Here is an 18,081-nt window from a genome sequence, read left to right on the forward strand (position 1 = left end):
GAGTCCAGGGGTGGGTTGAGCATGACGGGGGTGGAGTTGGTCAGCAGGGCCGCGTTGATCAGAATCGTCGTCGAAACAAAGAACGGAAGATTGTCGGATGTAGCAGCTGGTGGGAGGTTAATCGTGTTTTTATTGCGATTTACTACCGTGATACCGATGGTATAGGACCCTGGGCCGGGATAGGTATGAACAGTTTTGTAAATATCTATGGAGGATGTGTTGCTGTTAATATAAGATCGCTTACTCCGCCTGACAACTTCCGTCGTCCCATCGCCAAAACATATGGTGTATTCATTGGCTTCGTTAGCCGCATTTTTGCCACCTCCGGGCGTTTCGTCAAAGTAAGCGGTAAAGGTAATTTCGTAAGTCAGGGAAGTTTGGGAGATTCGTTTAGTCGTAATTTCTCCCGCCCGTACATGGGAGGCCCGACTAACGGTGGGCCATAAAAGAGCACTTAAAAAAAGACTTATCAGCCCAATTATGTAAACGAATCGCATAGAATTTCCCTTTCAGCTACAACGCTTTCAACGAGGAAACCTATATAGACTAAGTCAGCGGTTAATAGTGGTCAAGACAAGCGTATTGCTTTTCCATAGTCACTATTAACCGCTGACTTAGTGTTTTGCTGCCTTAATACAAAACCCAGGTATCTTTACCACCCCCTCCCTGCGAGGAATTAACTACGAGAGAACCTTTGCGTAAGGCTACGCGTGTGAGACCACCGGGAATAACGTTCACACCATCACCGTAGAGAATATACGGACGTAAGTCTACATGGCGACCTTCGGCGTGGTCGCCCACGATGCAGGGTACTCGTGAAAGCGAAATAGTTGGCTGGGCGATGTAATTGCGAGGATTTGCCTTGATTTTCTGACGAAATTCTTCATGCTCTTCAGGCGTAGCTTTCGGCCCAATAAGCATACCGTATCCACCGGCTTCGTTGGCTTCCTTAACAACCAACTTCTCAATGTTCTCCATCACATATTGGCAGTCATCCTCTTCACGACAGATATACGTTTTGACGTTTGGAATAATGGCCTCTTCGCCCAGATAGTATTCAATAATGCGGGGCACGTAGGCATAAATTACCTTGTCGTCAGCTACCCCTGTGCCGGGAGCATTGGCCAGGGCCACACGGCCTTTTTTGTAGACTTCAAATATGCCCGGTACGCCAATCATGGAATCAGGATTGAATGCTTTAGGGTCTAAGAATGTGTCGTCGATACGTCGGTAGATGACATCCACAATCTGAAATCCTTTTGTAGTACGCATCTTAACATAACCACCTGACACAACCAAGTCGCGGGCTTCAACCAACTCGACACCCATCTGTTGAGCCAGATAAGAATGCTCAAAATAAGCTGAGTTGTAAATGCCCGGCGTCAAGACGACCACCGTTGGGTTAGGTCGGTCGGCAATGAACTGGAGCATTTGAAGCAACCGGGTCGGATAATCCGATACGGGTCGAACACCCGTTTGAGCCAGTACCTCAGGGAAAGTCTGCTTGTTAAGCTCACGATTTTCGAGCATGTAAGATACCCCCGATGGACAGCGAAGGTTATCTTCAAGGACCATCATCGTCCCGTCTTCACCCCGGATAAGATCGGTACCGGTAATGTGGCACCAAATTCCTTTTGGGGGTTTAACGCCCAGGCAGGCTGGCAAAAACGATTTACTGGACTCAATGAGGTCGCGCGGTACAACCCCGTCGTTTAGAATGCGTTGCTCGTTATAAACATCGTCGAGGAACATGTTAATGGCTTTTATCCGCTGGATAAGGCCCGCTTCGAGCCGGTCCCATTCTGCCGACTCGATTATGCGCGGAATAATATCAATCGGCATAATGCGTTCGGTGCCTTCGCCTTCTGAGTAGACATTAAATGTAATGCCCATGCTCATCAAAGCACGTTCGGCTGCATGTTGTCGCCCAATAAGATCCTCTCGGGTAAGTTGCTCAACGCGATGCTGGAAAGGAATATACCCCGCCCTTACCTGCATCTCACTGGCAAACATCTCATCAAAAAAGTTTTCAGTCTGATAATCGCTGAACGAAAAATTGGCGCTGGCCTGACCTTGTGACTGAGTCATTCCCTTGAGTGTCTGCGATTGGCGGGCGTTTTGTTTTTTCATGGAACAATATATTGTAACGTAGCTGAATTGCCAAACAGAATCGGGTTGGCTCGTAGAATATACAAAGAAAGCACTGTAAAAGTAAAAAATCGTACGGTCTTGTTAGGTAGGCTTTATGACTTCGTAGCTCTTTTCTACCGGAGACTACCCATAAACGGTTTACCTTATTTTAATATAGAGGGGCCTTGTTGAGTCAGTGTGCCCGATTTTACTTATTTTCTTTTGCCACTGCAACAGTATTTATACTTAGCACGTACAGACATCAGTGCCCGAAAACGAGCCTGATTACACTTTATGTTGCCCTTTTATTTTTTCAACAAAACCACTTATACTCTTATGAAAACACTGCTTGTGCTTAGTTGCCTGGCTGCCTTGGTGGTGAGCCTGAATGCGTGTAACAATAACTCAGTTGACCCTACCACTGCGGATGCCGCAGCACGATCGGGTGGGGTAGTGAGCACATCGCTTACCGGCCCGCATAGCCTGACAGCGGTGAATGTGACGAGTCTGCCAGCCGCCATTACTACTTATATCAGTACCAACTATGCTGGTGCAACTGTTAAGGAAGCGCTGAAAGATGCTAAAGGTGATTATGTAGTGGCTATTACGGTAAATAGCGTGGTTAAACTGCTGCTGTTTAAAGCCGATGGTACATTTGTGAAAGAAGCTGATATCAAAGCTGGACATGCTCCCGGCGACTCGGCCAAACATCACATGCCCGGCGATTCAGCTAAACACCATATGCCTGGTGACTCGGCCAATCATCCTAAACCATCTGTTGGTGATTCTGCCCATCATCCTCGTCCAGGACAAGGTCCTGACCTGACAACAGTGGCCGTATCGAGCCTGCCAGCCGCTATCACATCTTACATCAGTACCAACTATGCAGGAGCTACGATAGACAAAGCATCGCAGGAGAAAAAATCCACTGATTATGTGGTCGTTATCACAACGTCGGATAAGAAACATGTGTTGCTACTGTTCGGCTCCGATGGCACGTTTAAGAAGGCTTTCGCAGGTAAGTAATTTGCTTTTCTGTATTGGAGTTTACTGCAAAAGACCCGGCCTACTAGCTGGGTCTTTTGCAGTAATAATGATTACCACAGATAATGTACTGGGTTTTTGATACGTTCGTCATATATCGTCTTTACCGCAGCCATTTGTTCCGGCGAAGGAGCCGGTCGGTCGATAGCTTGCAGATTTGACGTCAGATGGCTTGTTTTTGATGCACCGGGAATGATGCAACTCACAGCATCGAATGTTAGAATCCAGCGAAGCGCATCGGGTGCTAAGTTTGTATCCTCCGGAAAGACGGTTCGTAACTCATCGACAGCCGACAGCCCTGTTTCATAATCCACGCCAGAAAACGTTTCGCCTTTATCAAAACCTGCGCCCTGTCGGTTGAAATTCCGGTGGTCGTCAGCTGAGAACGTCGTATCTGTACTAAATTTGCCCGTCAGTAAACCACTTGCCAGGGGTACTCGAACAATAATGCCCACATTGCGCCGATGAGCTTCGGTAAAGAATAATTCTGCGGGCCGTTGCCGAAACATATTGAAAATGATCTGCACCGTCGTCACGTTCGGAAATTCAATTGCTTTTAATCCTTCTTCTACTTTTTCAACGCTAACCCCAAGATTCTGAATTTTTCCTTCGTCTTTCAAGCGGTCAAATAGCTCGAAAATTTCTGGTCGGTAATATACTTCGGTAGGCGGACAGTGAAGTTGAATCAGATCGAGGGTTTCCAGCCCCATATTCCGTAGGCTATCGTCAACAAACTTGCGGAGCGTATCCGGCTTGTATAGTTCATTCGTGTGCGGTTGCAGGCGACGGCCACACTTGGTTGCCACGTAAATCTGTTCGGATCGCGAGCGCACAAGTCGCCCGACGGCTTTCTCGCTTTCACCATCACCATATACATCCGCCGTATCGATAAAGTTAATGCCAGCGTCAACGGCTGCGTTAAGAATATGGTCGGCATTCTTGTGGCTAAAGGGGTCGCCCCACTTGCCGCCTACCTGCCAGGTGCCTAAGCTAATTTCGGAAATGTTAAAGTTGGTTTTACCAAGTTTTCGGTACTGCATATAGATTTGATTAGTGTAGCGTGGATAGGAATCCACGCTACATAGGTTTTCACAATTTTATCCCAAACCGTTCGCCAAGCTCTTCCAGGCTTTTTACGACTGGTTCGACTACAGGAATGCCGTTGATGAGTCGTTCCGCTTCCATTTCTCGTTCGGGATCACCAGGAATCAAGACCCGCTTGCCCTCAATCGCTTTTGCCTGTCGAAACCGCTGAATCCATGTATCCATGTGCGCTTTAAACTCGTCGGCGGGGCGGAAAGCGTCAATACGCATCGCCCCGAAAAAATGCCCTGTGCCCATACCGACGCCTTCGTCAACCTGCATGAATCCCGCCGTGGCGAAGGGCGGTACCCAGGGGCCATAATTTGCGCCGGACAGTACACCCGAAAAAATATCGACAATAGCCCCCAGCCCGTAGCCTTTATGGGAACCGTGTTCGCGGTCGGTGCCGAGAGGAAGCAGTGCACCGCCATTTCGGATAGCATTGGCGTCGGTTGTCGGCTGACCCTCAGCATCCTGCGCCCAGCCAAGCGGTACATCCTGCCCTTTGCGTTGCAGAATTTCGAGTTTACCGTAAGCCACAGCCGTTGAGGCAAAATCGGCCAAAAATGTCGGTTCGGTAGCCGCCGGAATCGCTACGGCAATGGGGTTGGTTCCTAAGAGTTTATCCAGCGAAAACGTGGGTGCCACGAGCGGAGCCGCGTGGGTCATGGCTTGGCCAATCATGTCGTGCTCCGCAGCTAATAAGGCGTGATACCCTGCAATGCCGAAGTGGTTGGAATTGCGCACGGCTACCCAGCCGGTTCCGGCAATGCGGGCTTTTTCAATAGCCACCTGCATGGCCCAGGGACCAACAACCAGACCCAGACCCCGGTCGCCATCAACCACCGCCGTGGATGGCGTTTCGTGAACAACGCGAATGTGTGGTTTCGGGTTAATGCGCCCATTGTCGTAAAGTCGGACATAGCCCGGTAAACGCGCTACTCCGTGCGAATCGACTCCCCGAAGGTCGGCGCTGACGAGGACATCGGCGGCTAAACGAGCATCGGTTTCAGAGCAGCCGATGGCTATAAAAATTTGTTTGGTAAACGTTCGGAGTTGGCTAGCGGTAATCATGGCCGCAAATTAGCCAACACTTAGCGAATGGGTTAAATTTTTCTAAAAAATGGACCAGCTACCTAATTTTTCATGTTAATTAGACGCAAGTTCAACTATTCGCTCTATGAAGTCTTTATTCCAATCGTTGTTTATTCTGGTTTTTGTATTCATTGGACAGTATGCCATTGCCCAACCACAGGATACGCTCACCACCGAACAACTCCTGCAACGCAAAGGCCCGGCTTACTCGGCTTTAATACGCCCCTCCCGCTACCTCGCTTTCGACGTTAACCATCTTTTGGGGGGCTTTCAGCGATATCGTTTTTTTATCGGCGATGAGATACATTTCAAAGCCCGGGACGAGAAATACCGTGAAGAAGTTTATGATGTAACCGATAGTACGTTTAGTGTGTTAATGGCTAACCAGGTGATGAACCGTGATGAACCTGTAACGTTCCGTGTTGACGAAGTACAAAAGATTTACTTACACCGCCGAATCCCGTTCATTACGGCGGCAGGCACACTTTTCCCCATTGCCGGGGGCGTTTATTTATTAGCCGATGTAATAAATAACCGAGGTTTCTACACCAATACGTTACCCGTCGTAGGTACCTTGGTCCTGAGTGGATTATTATTCCACGTTATTAGTAACCCCCATATTCGCATCAATAAAAATCACCGCCTGAAAGTATTGCGAACGTATTGATACGCTAAACAGTAGTATGAAGCTAGTCTGGTTCTGGACCGTACAATCGTCGATTGGGAAGAGTTGTTATCAGGGAGAAAATCTCGTCTAAAACCAGACACTCCGTGTCAAAATGACACAAAAGGAAGGGTAGTTGGTTTTATGAAAACCGTTTTACATTTGTCCTATGCCAACCTCCATCGACAATCTGCAAGCTGACTGGTATCAGAATTATGCTACCTACACGGAGGACTATCAATCGGGTCGTTCGTCGTTTATACCGAACTTACTGCCTCAGACCGCCGTGCAGTTTTCAGTTTATCAGACGCTGGAAATCCTGTATAAACGACTCGGTAACGAAACGTTGCGTCGGGCCTTGGACCCTGCCGAAACCATTGAAAGTCCGGCCAGAATTTACCCAGATGGTTCGTGGTTGAAGCGTAGTAATATGGTTGGAGTCAATGTTCGAACCATTGGCTCATTCTGGAAGATTATCAGTTATACCCTGACTTTACCGGCCAGTCACGATAGTATTCACTTTTTACCTATCTGGGAGCCGGGTGTGGTTGGAAGCTTGTATGGCATGGTGAGCTGGCAGATTAATCCGGAGTTTTTCGATGTCGAACTGGCCCGCTTCGTCCCTGCTCTCGACTCGGTCGAAAAACAACTTAAAGTGGTTACGAATTTGCTCCATGCTACGGGCCGAACGGTTGGCATGGATGTTATTCCGCACACAGACCGTTTTTCAGAGATGGTACTAACCTGTCCTTCGTTGTTTGAGTGGGTCCAGCGCGACGAGAAAGGAGGTAATCCGGCTACTTTAATCGACCATTCTAACCTGGTGTATCGCTACGCTGAGGAAGCTATCTGGCAATTTCTTAAGTTTTCCGGGGCTGCCGACGGGACACCGTTAACCTTCACAAAAGACGCTTTTTTTGCAGCCGATCCAACAATGGCCGGAGGCACCAGCCTGACCGACGAGCAACGTCAGCGTATATTATTCGGCTATCCACATGATTATGGCGGACGCCTAATACGTCGGTTGGCCCTTATTCGGCACCTCACGGCGCAGGGCCTGGAGACATTGCCCATGACAATGGCACCGCCTTATCGTGGTCTACATATCGATCCCAATGATTTTGTTCTGGACGATTTCGGGCAGGTTTGGTATCAATATGCTTTCGATAAGCCACAAGCTATGTCGCGGGTGTTTGGCCCATTGGCGCGGTATCGGTTCTATGACTCGAAAGACAGTAACCAAAATTGGGAACTTGATTTTGACCGGCCAAACGTTCCGGCCTGGAATTATATATGTCGTAACGTTAGGGATTGCCAGCAAAAATATAGCTTCGATTTCATGCGGGGCGATATGGCGCATGTGCAGTTACGACCCGAGGGCGTTCCGGCTATACGAGATGAATTTTATGACCCGTTGCTGGCCATAAAAAAATACGTACAAGCCAGCGGTGTGCCTCATTATGCGTTTTTCGCCGAAACGTTCTTGGCTCCGCCTGATACAATGGGGTACGGCAACGAGCTCGATCATCTGGAAGCCATCGAAGCCGATTCTACCCTCGGCGATTTACAGTCGATGGTTGTTGGGTCGGCAACATTCAAGCGTCAATTTTCGGCTTATATTGATTACCTGAAAACCTGCCGATTTGCGCCGAACTTTACGGTAATGAGTGCCGATAAAGATGACCCACGTTTCGATGAGTTTTACCGTATGGGCAATTTGTTCCGTTATTTTACCGCCCTATTTCTAACCGACATGCCCAGCTATGTGGGACTTGGTTTCGAGGTGCGAAATCTGCACGAACAGCGCGGTCTTAACGAAGAATATACGAAACTGTACGTTTTTCAGATTGAAGACGACCGCCAGCCTGATAAGGTGACACACGGTCCATTTATCTGGGGTCAAAACGCTGACCAATTTGCTGCCATTGGTCGGATGCGCGTGTTTGCCGAAAGTATTTGGCTGGACATCGTCGGAAAAGAAACCCGCTGGCTGGTGGCCCCCCGCGCAGATTCGATGGGCAAAGCGGATTATCTTGTCTGGACGCATACTGAGCCAACCGGCTACGTTTTTGCGGTTAGTATGACGGGGAAACTGCCTAAAAAAGTTGTGGGTATCATGGATGGAGAGGTCGTTTTTGAGGAAGAAGGCTGCCGGGTTTACAGGCTGTCATAGATTCTCAACACACATGCTTTTTAGTATATTTCAGGAAATTGAGTCAGTCAACGCAATGGAAGCAGTGCTCCTAACTAAGCCAGGTCTGAGTCTATTTCCTGAAATAAAATGGATGCCGGATTAGTTTTTTTACACTAGCATCCTCACCGATCCAACCAATGATATTTCGATTGAGTTGAAAAAGATATTTCGGTAGAAGTTTCGGCTTTACCTTTGCTCGTATGAATCGCAATCTGCTCGACGGCCTTAATTTTGCCTCTAAACTGACACCCAAGCGGGTAGCCAATGCGCTAAAGGTATTGTCGAGTTATTACATCTCGAAACAAACTGGCCGCCCGGCACAGCGGGGATTGCCCATGTCGGTGTCGTTTGAGCCGACGACTTCATGTAATCTGCGCTGCCCCGAATGTCCAAGCGGTCTGCGGTCATTTACACGCCCAACCGGGATGCTTGGCGAAGATCTTTACAAACGCACCATCGACGAACTGCACGAGACACTGCTTTATCTGATTTTTTACTTCCAGGGCGAGCCCTATCTGCATCCGCAGTTTCTGGATTTAGTACGCTACGCTACGGACCGAAACATCTATACCGCCACGAGCACCAATGCCCATTACCTCACGGATGCCAACGCTCGAAAGACGGTTGAGTCGGGCCTTGACCGATTAATTATTTCGATTGATGGTACCACGCAGGAAGTATATGAGCAGTATCGGGTAGGAGGGAAGCTGGAAAAAGTGCTCGAGGGAACGAAGAATATCCTTCGCTGGAAAAAAGAATTGAAATCCCGGACACCCCACGTTGTCTTTCAATTTCTGGTTGTAAAACCCAATGAACACCAGATTGCCGAAGTTGAAAAATTGGCCCGAGAATTAGGCGTCGATGAGGTGGGCCTGAAAACCGCCCAAATTTATGACTACGAACACGGCTCCGATCTGATTCCGACGCTGGACCAATACAGCCGTTATGCCCCCCAGACTGATGGTACGTATCGTATAAAAAACGGTTTCGGTGACCATTGCTGGAAAATGTGGCACTCCTGCGTGATTACCTGGGATGGCCTTGTGGTTCCTTGTTGCTTCGACAAAGATGCGCATCATCGACTTGGCGACCTTCAGACCCAATCGTTTACCGAACTATGGCATGGTCCGGCTTATACCAATTTTCGAAAAACACTGCTCCGGTCGCGCTCTGAGATTGAGATGTGCCGCAACTGCACCGAAGGAACTAAAGTATGGGCCTAAATATATAGAGCTTAACGAGCTAATACGTATTGTAATCGAATTCTCTCTTTCAGCGCACTAAGGCTTCTTTCTGCTTTTGTGGAACATTCCGTGAAACAGTTCTTGCATTCATGGAAACTAACCAGCATCTTTGGGTCTGCAACGCACAGACCCATGGGTAAAGTCATTGCTATCGCCAACCAAAAGGGGGGCGTAGGTAAAACTACAACGACAATCAACTTAGCCGCCAGTTTGGCCGCCCTCGAATTTCAGACGCTCATTGTTGATGCTGACCCACAGGCGAATTCTACGTCGGGGCTGGGTTACAATCCGAAAGAAATAGAGAATAGCATTTACGAATGTATGGTTGAGGGCGTTCGCCCTCAGGACGCTATTATCCAAACGGATTTTCCGAATCTGGATTTGCTGCCGTCGCATATCGATCTTGTTGGTGCTGAAATTGAGATGATTAACCTCCAGAACCGGGAGGATAAGATGAAAACCACACTCGATAGCATTCGCGATCAGTATGACTTCATTATCATTGACTGCTCACCGTCTCTTGGTTTGATTACGATTAACAGCCTGACAGCCGCTGATTCGGTTATTATTCCGGTCCAGTGCGAATATTTTGCGCTCGAAGGTTTGGGTAAATTGCTCAATACGATCAAAATTATTCAGTCGCGGCTCAACACAAATCTAGCCATCGAAGGTATTTTGCTAACGATGTATGATCTGCGTGTCCGGTTGTCGAATCAGGTAGTTGGTGAAGTAACGAGCCATTTCCAGCAGATGGTTTTCAGTACGATCATTCCGCGTAATATTCGGTTGAGTGAATCGCCCAGCTTTGGCGTACCCGCTCTGGCACAGGATGCCGATAGTAAAGGGGCTGTCAGTTACCTAAATCTAGCCCGAGAAATTCTAATTAAGAATGGCATGATGCCGCAGGAAGTGTAATACGGGTGGCAAACTCGTAATATCTACCAACAAAGCGGGTTCTCGCCCGCATTACAGGTATGGACAACGCAAACACCAAAGCACCAAATAAGAAGATGATAGGACTGGGCCGCGGCTTGGGTGCATTGCTGCAAGATAGCGAATCGGTTAATCGGCAGTCGAAACCGTCGCCATTTGAGTCCATCAGCACGATGACTGAAATCAGCTTAACGCTGATTGAAACAAACCCCTTTCAGCCTCGAACACGTTTCGACGAAGAAGCGCTTCAGGATCTGGCCGACTCGATTCGGACACAGGGAATTATTCAGCCAATTACGGTTCGGCAGTTGGGCAAAGAGCGGTATCAGCTTATTGCGGGCGAACGGCGTTTGCAAGCGTCTAAAATCGTCGGACTAACCCATATTCCTGCTTATGTTCGGACGGCTAATGACCAGCAAATGCTGGAAATGGCCCTGATTGAGAACATTCAGCGTGAAAACCTTAACGCCATAGAAATTGCGCTCAGCTACCAACGACTTATTACCGAATGTAGTCTGAAACAGGAAGAACTGGGCGAACGTGTTGGTAAGAACCGCACGACCGTTAACAACTACATCCGGCTGCTGAAACTGCCGCCTGTTATTCAGGCTTCGCTGCGCGATAATAAAATTTCGATGGGCCACGCCCGTGCTATTATCAACATCGAAAATCCGGATACGCAAATCCGGCTTTTTGCAAAGGCTGTTGACGAAGAATGGTCGGTGCGGAAGGTAGAAGAAGCGGTTCGGAATTTATCGGATGATGCCCACGAACTCGTGTCTACCCGGCGTATTACACTGCCTAAGCAGGAACTGCGTAGCCTTCAGTTCAAACTATCGTCTTTGTTTGGCACCCGCGTATCCATAAAAGCTGACGAAAAACACAAGGGTGAAATCAAGATTCCATTTACCTCTCAGGAAGAGTTAACCAAAATCCTGGAAGTGCTGAACTCGCAAGCATAACCGTGTTAAATTACCTTAAAAGGGTGAATAAGCGGACTGAAAGAAGGGCTTCGAGCCGTTGTGTAGGCATGAAACCGTCTTTCATCTTACTTAGTATAGCGCTGTTGTTCATCGCATTCTTTCCTACTGCGTTTGCACAGCGTCCGGCTATTAATCCCGCTCCAACACCTGCTGCCATCGATTCGACCCGACAATCGCTTTCCGCAATGGACACAATTCCAGCGTCGGTACAACGAAACGGGATTCGGGTTGGGCGATCGGTACTAACCGATGATGATTCAACTTCGCTGGATAAACCGGATACTATCCGCGTAACGGCCAGGCAAGAAGCCGCAATTCATAAAATCATTCCTAGAGAGGCCACAATGCGGTCGTTGATGTTACCCGGATTGGGACAGGCCTACAATCGACAATATTATAAAATGCCCTTTATCTACATTGGTTTTGGCGTAATGGGCTATTTGTTTGTGAAATATCGCGGTTTGGCTAAAGAAGCTGAAGTTGGTTACAGACGCTTACTTTACGGCGATAGAGCAACTGATGGCCTTTTTACTATAGGCCAGACATTTGAAGCTAAGCTCAACACCGATTTGTTTCCCTCTTATATTTTAGGCGGATTTATCACAACTCCAGCTCAATATATACCCGTAACGGAGGTGTTGATTGGCGTAAGCCCTTTTTCCGATAACAAAGTCGTTTTTCGTACCTCTGCAAACGCAAAAAATGCCTACGATACATTTCGTCGCTATCGGGATCTGAATCTCCTCTTATCTGGTGTTTTGTGGGCAATCAATATTGTTGAAGCCAATGTGGCAGCCCATTTAAAAACATTTGATTTAACCGACGATATTTCGATGCAGGTCGAACCCAATGTATTACCCGTGGTCGGTGTGGGTTTTGTTCCAGCCGTTCGGGTAGCGTTCACATTTAAATAAAGTATACAATATACATTGAGTAATACGATCTAGAGTAGAATCACTTAGTCGCCGTGCTTAATTTATAGCGTCAACTTCTGACTATGAATATTCTTCTTCTTGGCTATGGCAAAATGGGAAAGGCTATCGAGCAGATTGCACTCGATCGGGGTCACCAGATTGCAGGCCGCATTGATGCCGACAACTACACTGATTTAACAAATCTCGAACCCGACGATGTAGATGTTGTCATTGAATTCAGTTCACCTGAATCGGCAGCTGAAAATATCACTTATTCTCTGGGGCGCGGTTGGCCAGTGGTCAGCGGCACAACGGGTTGGCTCAGCCGTCGGGCTGATATTGAGGCTATATGCCAAAACAAAAAAGGTGCGTTTTTCTATGCGTCTAACTACAGTATCGGCGTTAACCTGTTCTTCCGGCTGAATAAAACGTTGGCGCAATTCATGCGAAACTATCCATCATACCATGTTTCGATGACTGAAATTCATCATACCGAAAAGAAAGATGCCCCTAGTGGCACCGCCATTACGTTGGCCGAAGGGGTAATGGAACACTTGCCGACCAAACACCGTTGGATAAGCAACGAAGCCGGTAATGATGCATCGCCCGTGGGTGAGGATGCAATCGAAATTGAGTCGTTACGGGAAGGAACCGTACCTGGTACGCATACTGTTCGGTATGATTCTGACGTTGACCAAATTGAGATTACACATACCGCGCACAGCCGTCAGGGTTTTGCCGTTGGTGCCGTTGTAGCCGCCGAATGGATCGTTGGTCGTGAGGGTATATTTGGGATGGATGATCTCCTGGGCAATTAAAACCGGACTGTCCAGTTGAGTCAACGGCATGACCGAAGTAATTATGAATGACAAGCGGTTAAGCTAAAACGAATCCATATTTGTAATTTCGCAACGAAAAGTAGTATAATACGTCATATTAGTAATAGAATTAACGTGTCAATAACTCAAACGAAGGTCGAAACGAGACCAGTCAACGCTAAGAAATCGCCCATTCGTGAGTGGTTCGATTCCGTTTTGTTCGCCGTTGTGGCGGCTACGCTCATTCGCTGGTTGTTCATGGAAGCGTTTACCATCCCAACACCTTCGATGGAAAACAGCCTGATGGTGGGTGATTTTCTATTCGTGAGTAAGCTGCATTATGGCACCCGGACACCCCGGACACCACTGCAAGTGCCGCTGACGCACCAGAAAATTTGGGGAACTGATATTCCTTCATACAGCACGGCCATTCAATTGCCTTCATACCGGTTGCCAGGCTTTACACACGTTAAAAATGGCGATGTAGTCGTCTTTAATGTGCCGCCTAAATACCTTAACGATAATATTGATTATCCTGTCGATCTGAAAACCAATTATATCAAACGGTGTATCGGTATTCCGGGCGACGTTCTGGAAGTTCGGCAACGCCAGGTATTTGTGAACGGGAAACCATTTCCGACCCCCCCCCGCTCGGAGCAGAAATATTTTATAAAAACGACAGAAGTACTTGACGCGAATTTTTTCCGTAAGTATGGTATAGTCAATGATTACCGCGATCCAAGCCAGCCGACTGAAAACTGGAAACCACTGGAGCAGTATAACGATTCGACGAAAACCTCGGCGATGGTTGGGTACAGCCTTAACACAACGGAGGATGTAATTGCCAAATTTAAAGGCTTTGATTTCGTAAAAGGCATTGAACCGATGTCTGATAAGCCGGGCGAGATGTCTCCTATGATCTATGGTGCGCCGACATTCAAATGGAACCACGATAACTTCGGTCCTATAACACTCCCAAAGAAAGGCGCGACGATTCAGATAAATCCCCAAACGATTGCTCTCTATAGTCCGGTAATTGAATTGTATGAGGGGAATGAAAAGGTAGAAGTAACCCCTACGGCTATTAAAGTTGGTGGTCAGCCCATTACCTCATATACATTCAAACAGGATTATTATTTCATGATGGGTGACAACCGGGACAACTCGCTCGATTCGCGGTTTTGGGGCTTTGTTCCCGAAGATCATATCGTGGGTAAAGCCGTGTTTGTCTGGATGTCGTTAGATCCTAACCCGGCCAATATCTGGAACAAAATTCGCTGGAACCGATTATTTAGAACGATTGACTAAAGAAAAAAAGGGGAAGGGTGAAAAGAGAACTACAAGTTGGTTCTCTTTTCACCCTTCCCTTTTTTGAAGATTACCATTCTATCGGTGCCAGCCCTTTGCTTTCCAAATAGGTATTTGCCTGACTGAAATGCTTGTTGCCAAACCAACCCCCATAATTGGCCGCCATTGGCGAAGGGTGTTTTGCTTTCAGAACCAAGTGCTTTTTGCCGTCAATTACCGCTCCTTTCTTCTGCGCGTAGGCACCCCAAAGCATAAAAACAATGTTCTGTTTCTCCGCCGAAATCAATTTGATAACGGCATCCGTAAATTCCTCCCAGCCTTTGCCCTGATGAGAACCGGCCTGTCCGGCACGAACGGTAAGTGTGGAGTTGAGGAGCATAACACCCTGACTGGCCCAACGTTCCAAGTTTCCTGATTTTGGAACGGGCTTGCCTAAGTCGTCCTGAATTTCCTTGAAAATATTGACTAACGAAGGTGGTTTGGTGATGCCGTCCGCGACGGAAAAGGCCAAACCATTCGCCTGCCCTTCGCCATGATAAGGGTCTTGTCCGAGAATGACAACGCGGGTATCCTCAAAAGTGCATGTGTTGAACGCATTGAACATTAAACGGCCAGGTGGATACACCCGCTGTGTACTATACTCCTGTCGTAGAAACTGGGCTAGTTCGCCAAAATAGGGTTTATTAAATTCGGATTGCAGCGGATTTTGCCAAGATTCGGCAATGGATACATTCATGAAGGGAACTGATAAGAGTGATTCGGCATTATACGCCTACAAACGCCAGAAACCGCCCTCAGAAAATTTTTTAAGGGTGGTACTTGCGTAACAAAACTAATCAACTTATTTTTCGTTCTAAGGTTGCAAAACGACACTAAATTTATGGTTTCGTCAGTCACAGAAGGCGTGAAAGTTAGCGTGAAGACCGAGTATCAGTCTGATTACTCTAGTCCGCTCCAGGCCCATTACGTGTTTACGTACCGGATTACGATCGAAAATGCCAGCGATTATACCATCCAATTGCTTCGACGCCATTGGTTGATTTTTGATTCGAATGGTACCGTTCGAGAAGTTGAAGGTGAGGGCGTCGTTGGTTTACAACCCGTGCTTGAGCCGGGCGAAGTGCACGAATACGTGTCAGGTTGTAACCTGCGATCGAGCATTGGAAAAATGGCGGGTACATACCTTGTCGAACGCATTATTGACGGGAAACAACTTCGTATTAGTATTCCGGAATTCACAATGGTAGTTCCATATAAACTGAACTGATAGACGATTGTTCAAGAGAACTGGTACGGTAAATTGTATTGGTAAATCCGGACATTACACATCATAAACTGTAACTCTTTTTGTTGCTTGCCTATCTTCGTTATTTGAGTCGCGCCCGCGACGAACATTCGCTACATTCTCCGTTTCTTTTTTCGTTATATACTCAGGTTATTCGGGCAAAAAATAGCTCGAAAGCGCTGTTTACGCCTATACGGACACTGAGAAAAGAACTTCGTAAAAGTCGCCAGTTAATTACAATTGCCGATTATGGGGCCGGGTCACGAAAGGCCGGGTCACGAGGGGCTGCGCCACAAATAGCCGGTTCTAAAGTGAACACATCCCGGCAACGAACTATTGGTGATATTGCCCGCAACTCGCAAAAGCCGGCTCGCTTCGGACGATTATTGTTCCGTCTGATTCAGAAGTTTGAGGCAAAAACCATTGTTGATTTAGGCACCTCGCTGGGCATGACAACGGCTTATCTGGCCGAAGCCACTAAGCCTTATGGTGGTCATGTGCTTACTTTTGAGGGCTGCCCTGAAACGTCTACTGTAGCCTGTCAGAATTTCGAGCGATTAAGTATTCGGAATATAGATATCGTTGTTGGCAATTTAGACGAAACATTAGCGTCAAAAATTGCGGCTCTTGACCCAGTCGATTTCGTTTTTTTTGATGCCAATCACCGATACGAACCAACTGTTCGGTATTTCGAGACCTGTTTAACCAATATTCACAATGATACGGTCTTTGTCTTTGACGATATTCATTGGTCGGATGAGATGGAGCAGGCGTGGGCGTATATTAAAAACCATCCGAGTGTTACTCTAACCATTGATTTGTTCTGGGTAGGGTTGGTATTCTTTCGCCAGGAGCAACCGAAGCAGGATTTTATCTTACGTTTTTGATGAAAATAAAGGTAAATTATAGTACCTTTCCAAGGGCTTTTCTGCCCATAAACTACGTATGAACGTCCTGAATTATAGCCGCTTAAGCCTGACTGTTGGCCTGGCGGCTTTATCGCTGAATGTGGTATCCTGTACAAAGACCAATACCGATTCGCCTGCACCAACAGAACTAGCTTCTTTCGACTTAATTCAGCAAAAAATTCTGACACCTTCCTGTGCCACGTCGGGTTGTCATTTATCGGAAAAGGACGCTACATTTTTCCAGCATGGGCTAGTGCTGGCCGAGGGTGTAGCGTATCAAAATTTGGTGGGAGTTGATCCGAAAAATAGCGATGCCAAAACCGACGGTCTTAAGCGGGTGAAAGCCTTTGCGTCGCTGGAAAGTTTACTCTACCACAAACTTAATATTTCTGCCAGTCATCACACCGGGAAGCAGTATGGGAATCCAATGCCGCTGGGCGGGACACTATTACCTGATGGGCAAATTGAGTTTGTCCGGCGATGGATTGAGGCTGGTGCTCCCAAGACGGGTAGTGTCGTTACTGAAACGACATTATTAGATAACAAAACAGTTACAAATTCTACTTTTGAGTCGTTGCCTGTACCAGCAGCCGGAACGGGTTTTCAGATGGCAATTCCGTCGTTTGATATACAGCCAAGCTTTGAGCGTGAGTTATTCACGCGTCGAATGGTTGGTAATACGCAAGATGTTTACGTGAATCGCTATGAAACCAAGATGCGGAGTGGCAGCCACCATTTTGTAGCCTATGATTTTCGTAACAAAAGCTCGTTACCAAATCTGAATGACATTCGGGACCTTCGTAATGCGGACAATTCTTTGAACATAACGACTGCCCTTACTATGTCGAATCATGTTTATCTGGCTGGTTCGCAGGCGCAATATCAGGATTATGTTTTTCCCGAAGGTGCCGCATTGCTTATTCCGGCGGGGGCTTCCTTTGATCTAAACTCACATTTTGTCAACAAAACAAGTACAGTGATGAAAGGCGAAGCGCAGATTAATCTCTATACGGTCGATAAATCGACGGTGCAGCACGTGGTTCAAACGCTGGATTTAAGCAACACGAACCTCACTATTCCGGCCAATGGGCGTGTAACGCTAACGAAGTCATTCGCCTTTAATAAGGCTCGTAAGGTATTAACCTTAACGTCTCACATGCACAAGTCGGGGGAGAAGTTCGTTATTAAAATTATGGGTGGCAGCCGTAATGGTGAAGTTGTCTACACCTCTACAGATTGGGAGCACCCTGATATTATTACCTTCAAAACGCCCATTGACCTACAAAAAGGAGAGGGTCTGATATCTGAAATTACGTACAATAATACTACTGGTAAAGCAATTAGTTTCGGCTTGACAAGCGAGGACGAAATGGGGATTATCTTTGGTTATTATTACGAGGAATAATAATTTCTTTTGCTCTATCTCAATAAAAAAGGCCGGTAAGTCAAACTTACTGGCCTTTTTTATAATTCAAAAT

General features: G+C 47.1%; 16 protein-coding genes and 1 pseudogene. 12 read left to right on the forward strand and 5 right to left on the reverse strand.

The window, feature by feature from the left end:
• Both ACFS25_RS12495 and ACFS25_RS12500 read right to left on the reverse strand, forming a co-directional pair.
• Positions 1 to 497: pseudogene (locus tag ACFS25_RS12495) on the reverse strand (gliding motility-associated C-terminal domain-containing protein); the annotation flags it as partial.
• A gap of 133 nt (positions 498 to 630) precedes the next feature.
• Positions 631 to 2,130: a circularly permuted type 2 ATP-grasp protein gene (locus ACFS25_RS12500; RefSeq protein WP_381500922.1), complete on the reverse strand. Its 1,500-nt coding sequence runs from the start codon at positions 2,128 to 2,130 to the stop codon at positions 631 to 633.
• A 336-nt stretch (positions 2,131 to 2,466) separates the two neighbouring features.
• On the opposite strand from ACFS25_RS12500, the gene ACFS25_RS12505 reads away from it, so the two are divergent.
• Positions 2,467 to 3,156, forward strand: coding sequence for a PepSY-like domain-containing protein (locus tag ACFS25_RS12505; RefSeq protein ID WP_381500927.1), 690 nt, complete (start codon positions 2,467 to 2,469; stop codon positions 3,154 to 3,156).
• A gap of 71 nt (positions 3,157 to 3,227) precedes the next feature.
• Here ACFS25_RS12505 and ACFS25_RS12510 read toward each other — a convergent pair whose 3' ends face one another.
• Both ACFS25_RS12510 and ACFS25_RS12515 read right to left on the reverse strand, forming a co-directional pair.
• Positions 3,228 to 4,214: an aldo/keto reductase gene (locus ACFS25_RS12510; RefSeq protein ID WP_381500930.1), complete on the reverse strand. Its 987-nt coding sequence runs from the start codon at positions 4,212 to 4,214 to the stop codon at positions 3,228 to 3,230.
• 49 nt (positions 4,215 to 4,263) lie between these two features.
• Complete coding sequence (locus ACFS25_RS12515) at positions 4,264 to 5,331, reverse strand: Ldh family oxidoreductase (RefSeq protein WP_381500933.1); 1,068 nt, start codon at positions 5,329 to 5,331, stop codon at positions 4,264 to 4,266.
• A gap of 106 nt (positions 5,332 to 5,437) precedes the next feature.
• Between ACFS25_RS12515 and ACFS25_RS12520 the strand changes: the two genes are divergently transcribed.
• The 8 genes from ACFS25_RS12520 to lepB all read left to right on the forward strand — a co-directional run bounded on the left by ACFS25_RS12520 (position 5,438) and on the right by lepB (position 14,410).
• Positions 5,438 to 6,019, forward strand: coding sequence for a hypothetical protein (locus ACFS25_RS12520; RefSeq protein ID WP_381500936.1), 582 nt, complete (start codon positions 5,438 to 5,440; stop codon positions 6,017 to 6,019).
• Positions 6,020 to 6,185: 166 nt separating this feature from the next.
• Positions 6,186 to 8,189 carry an alpha-amylase family protein gene (locus ACFS25_RS12525; RefSeq protein WP_381500941.1) on the forward strand — a complete coding sequence of 668 codons (2,004 nt, stop codon included), beginning with the start codon at positions 6,186 to 6,188 and terminating at the stop codon, positions 8,187 to 8,189.
• Between the two features lie 221 nt (positions 8,190 to 8,410).
• Positions 8,411 to 9,433: an SPASM domain-containing protein gene (locus ACFS25_RS12530; RefSeq protein WP_381500944.1), complete on the forward strand. Its 1,023-nt coding sequence runs from the start codon at positions 8,411 to 8,413 to the stop codon at positions 9,431 to 9,433.
• Positions 9,434 to 9,586: 153 nt separating this feature from the next.
• Positions 9,587 to 10,369: a ParA family protein gene (locus ACFS25_RS12535; protein WP_381500949.1), complete on the forward strand. Its 783-nt coding sequence runs from the start codon at positions 9,587 to 9,589 to the stop codon at positions 10,367 to 10,369.
• 59 nt (positions 10,370 to 10,428) lie between these two features.
• Positions 10,429 to 11,349 carry a ParB/RepB/Spo0J family partition protein gene (locus tag ACFS25_RS12540; protein ID WP_381500952.1) on the forward strand — a complete coding sequence of 307 codons (921 nt, stop codon included), beginning with the start codon at positions 10,429 to 10,431 and terminating at the stop codon, positions 11,347 to 11,349.
• Between the two features lie 68 nt (positions 11,350 to 11,417).
• Positions 11,418 to 12,284 carry a DUF5683 domain-containing protein gene (locus ACFS25_RS12545; protein ID WP_381500955.1) on the forward strand — a complete coding sequence of 289 codons (867 nt, stop codon included), beginning with the start codon at positions 11,418 to 11,420 and terminating at the stop codon, positions 12,282 to 12,284.
• Positions 12,285 to 12,367: 83 nt separating this feature from the next.
• Positions 12,368 to 13,102: a 4-hydroxy-tetrahydrodipicolinate reductase gene (gene dapB / locus ACFS25_RS12550; protein ID WP_381500958.1), complete on the forward strand. Its 735-nt coding sequence runs from the start codon at positions 12,368 to 12,370 to the stop codon at positions 13,100 to 13,102.
• Between the two features lie 135 nt (positions 13,103 to 13,237).
• A complete protein-coding gene (gene lepB / locus ACFS25_RS12555; RefSeq protein WP_381500961.1) occupies positions 13,238 to 14,410 on the forward strand; it encodes a signal peptidase I in 1,173 nt (390 codons plus the stop codon).
• Between the two features lie 70 nt (positions 14,411 to 14,480).
• Here the strand turns inward: lepB and ung are convergent, their stop codons facing one another.
• Positions 14,481 to 15,146, reverse strand: a complete 666-nt coding sequence (ung, locus tag ACFS25_RS12560; protein WP_381500964.1) for a uracil-DNA glycosylase — start codon at positions 15,144 to 15,146, stop codon at positions 14,481 to 14,483.
• A 144-nt stretch (positions 15,147 to 15,290) separates the two neighbouring features.
• On the opposite strand from ung, the gene apaG reads away from it, so the two are divergent.
• The 3 genes from apaG to ACFS25_RS12575 all read left to right on the forward strand — a co-directional run bounded on the left by apaG (position 15,291) and on the right by ACFS25_RS12575 (position 18,008).
• Positions 15,291 to 15,677, forward strand: a complete 387-nt coding sequence (apaG, locus tag ACFS25_RS12565) for a Co2+/Mg2+ efflux protein ApaG (protein WP_381500968.1) — start codon at positions 15,291 to 15,293, stop codon at positions 15,675 to 15,677.
• Between the two features lie 80 nt (positions 15,678 to 15,757).
• On the forward strand, positions 15,758 to 16,582 hold the full coding sequence (locus ACFS25_RS12570; protein ID WP_381500973.1) for an O-methyltransferase: 825 nt from the start codon (positions 15,758 to 15,760) through the stop codon (positions 16,580 to 16,582).
• A 58-nt stretch (positions 16,583 to 16,640) separates the two neighbouring features.
• A complete protein-coding gene (locus tag ACFS25_RS12575) occupies positions 16,641 to 18,008 on the forward strand; it encodes a monooxygenase (RefSeq protein ID WP_381500978.1) in 1,368 nt (455 codons plus the stop codon).
• Positions 18,009 to 18,081 lie beyond the last annotated feature (73 nt).

Source organism: Spirosoma flavum (assembly GCF_042686045.1).
In the GTDB taxonomy this organism is placed as follows: domain Bacteria; phylum Bacteroidota; class Bacteroidia; order Cytophagales; family Spirosomataceae; genus Spirosoma; species Spirosoma flavum.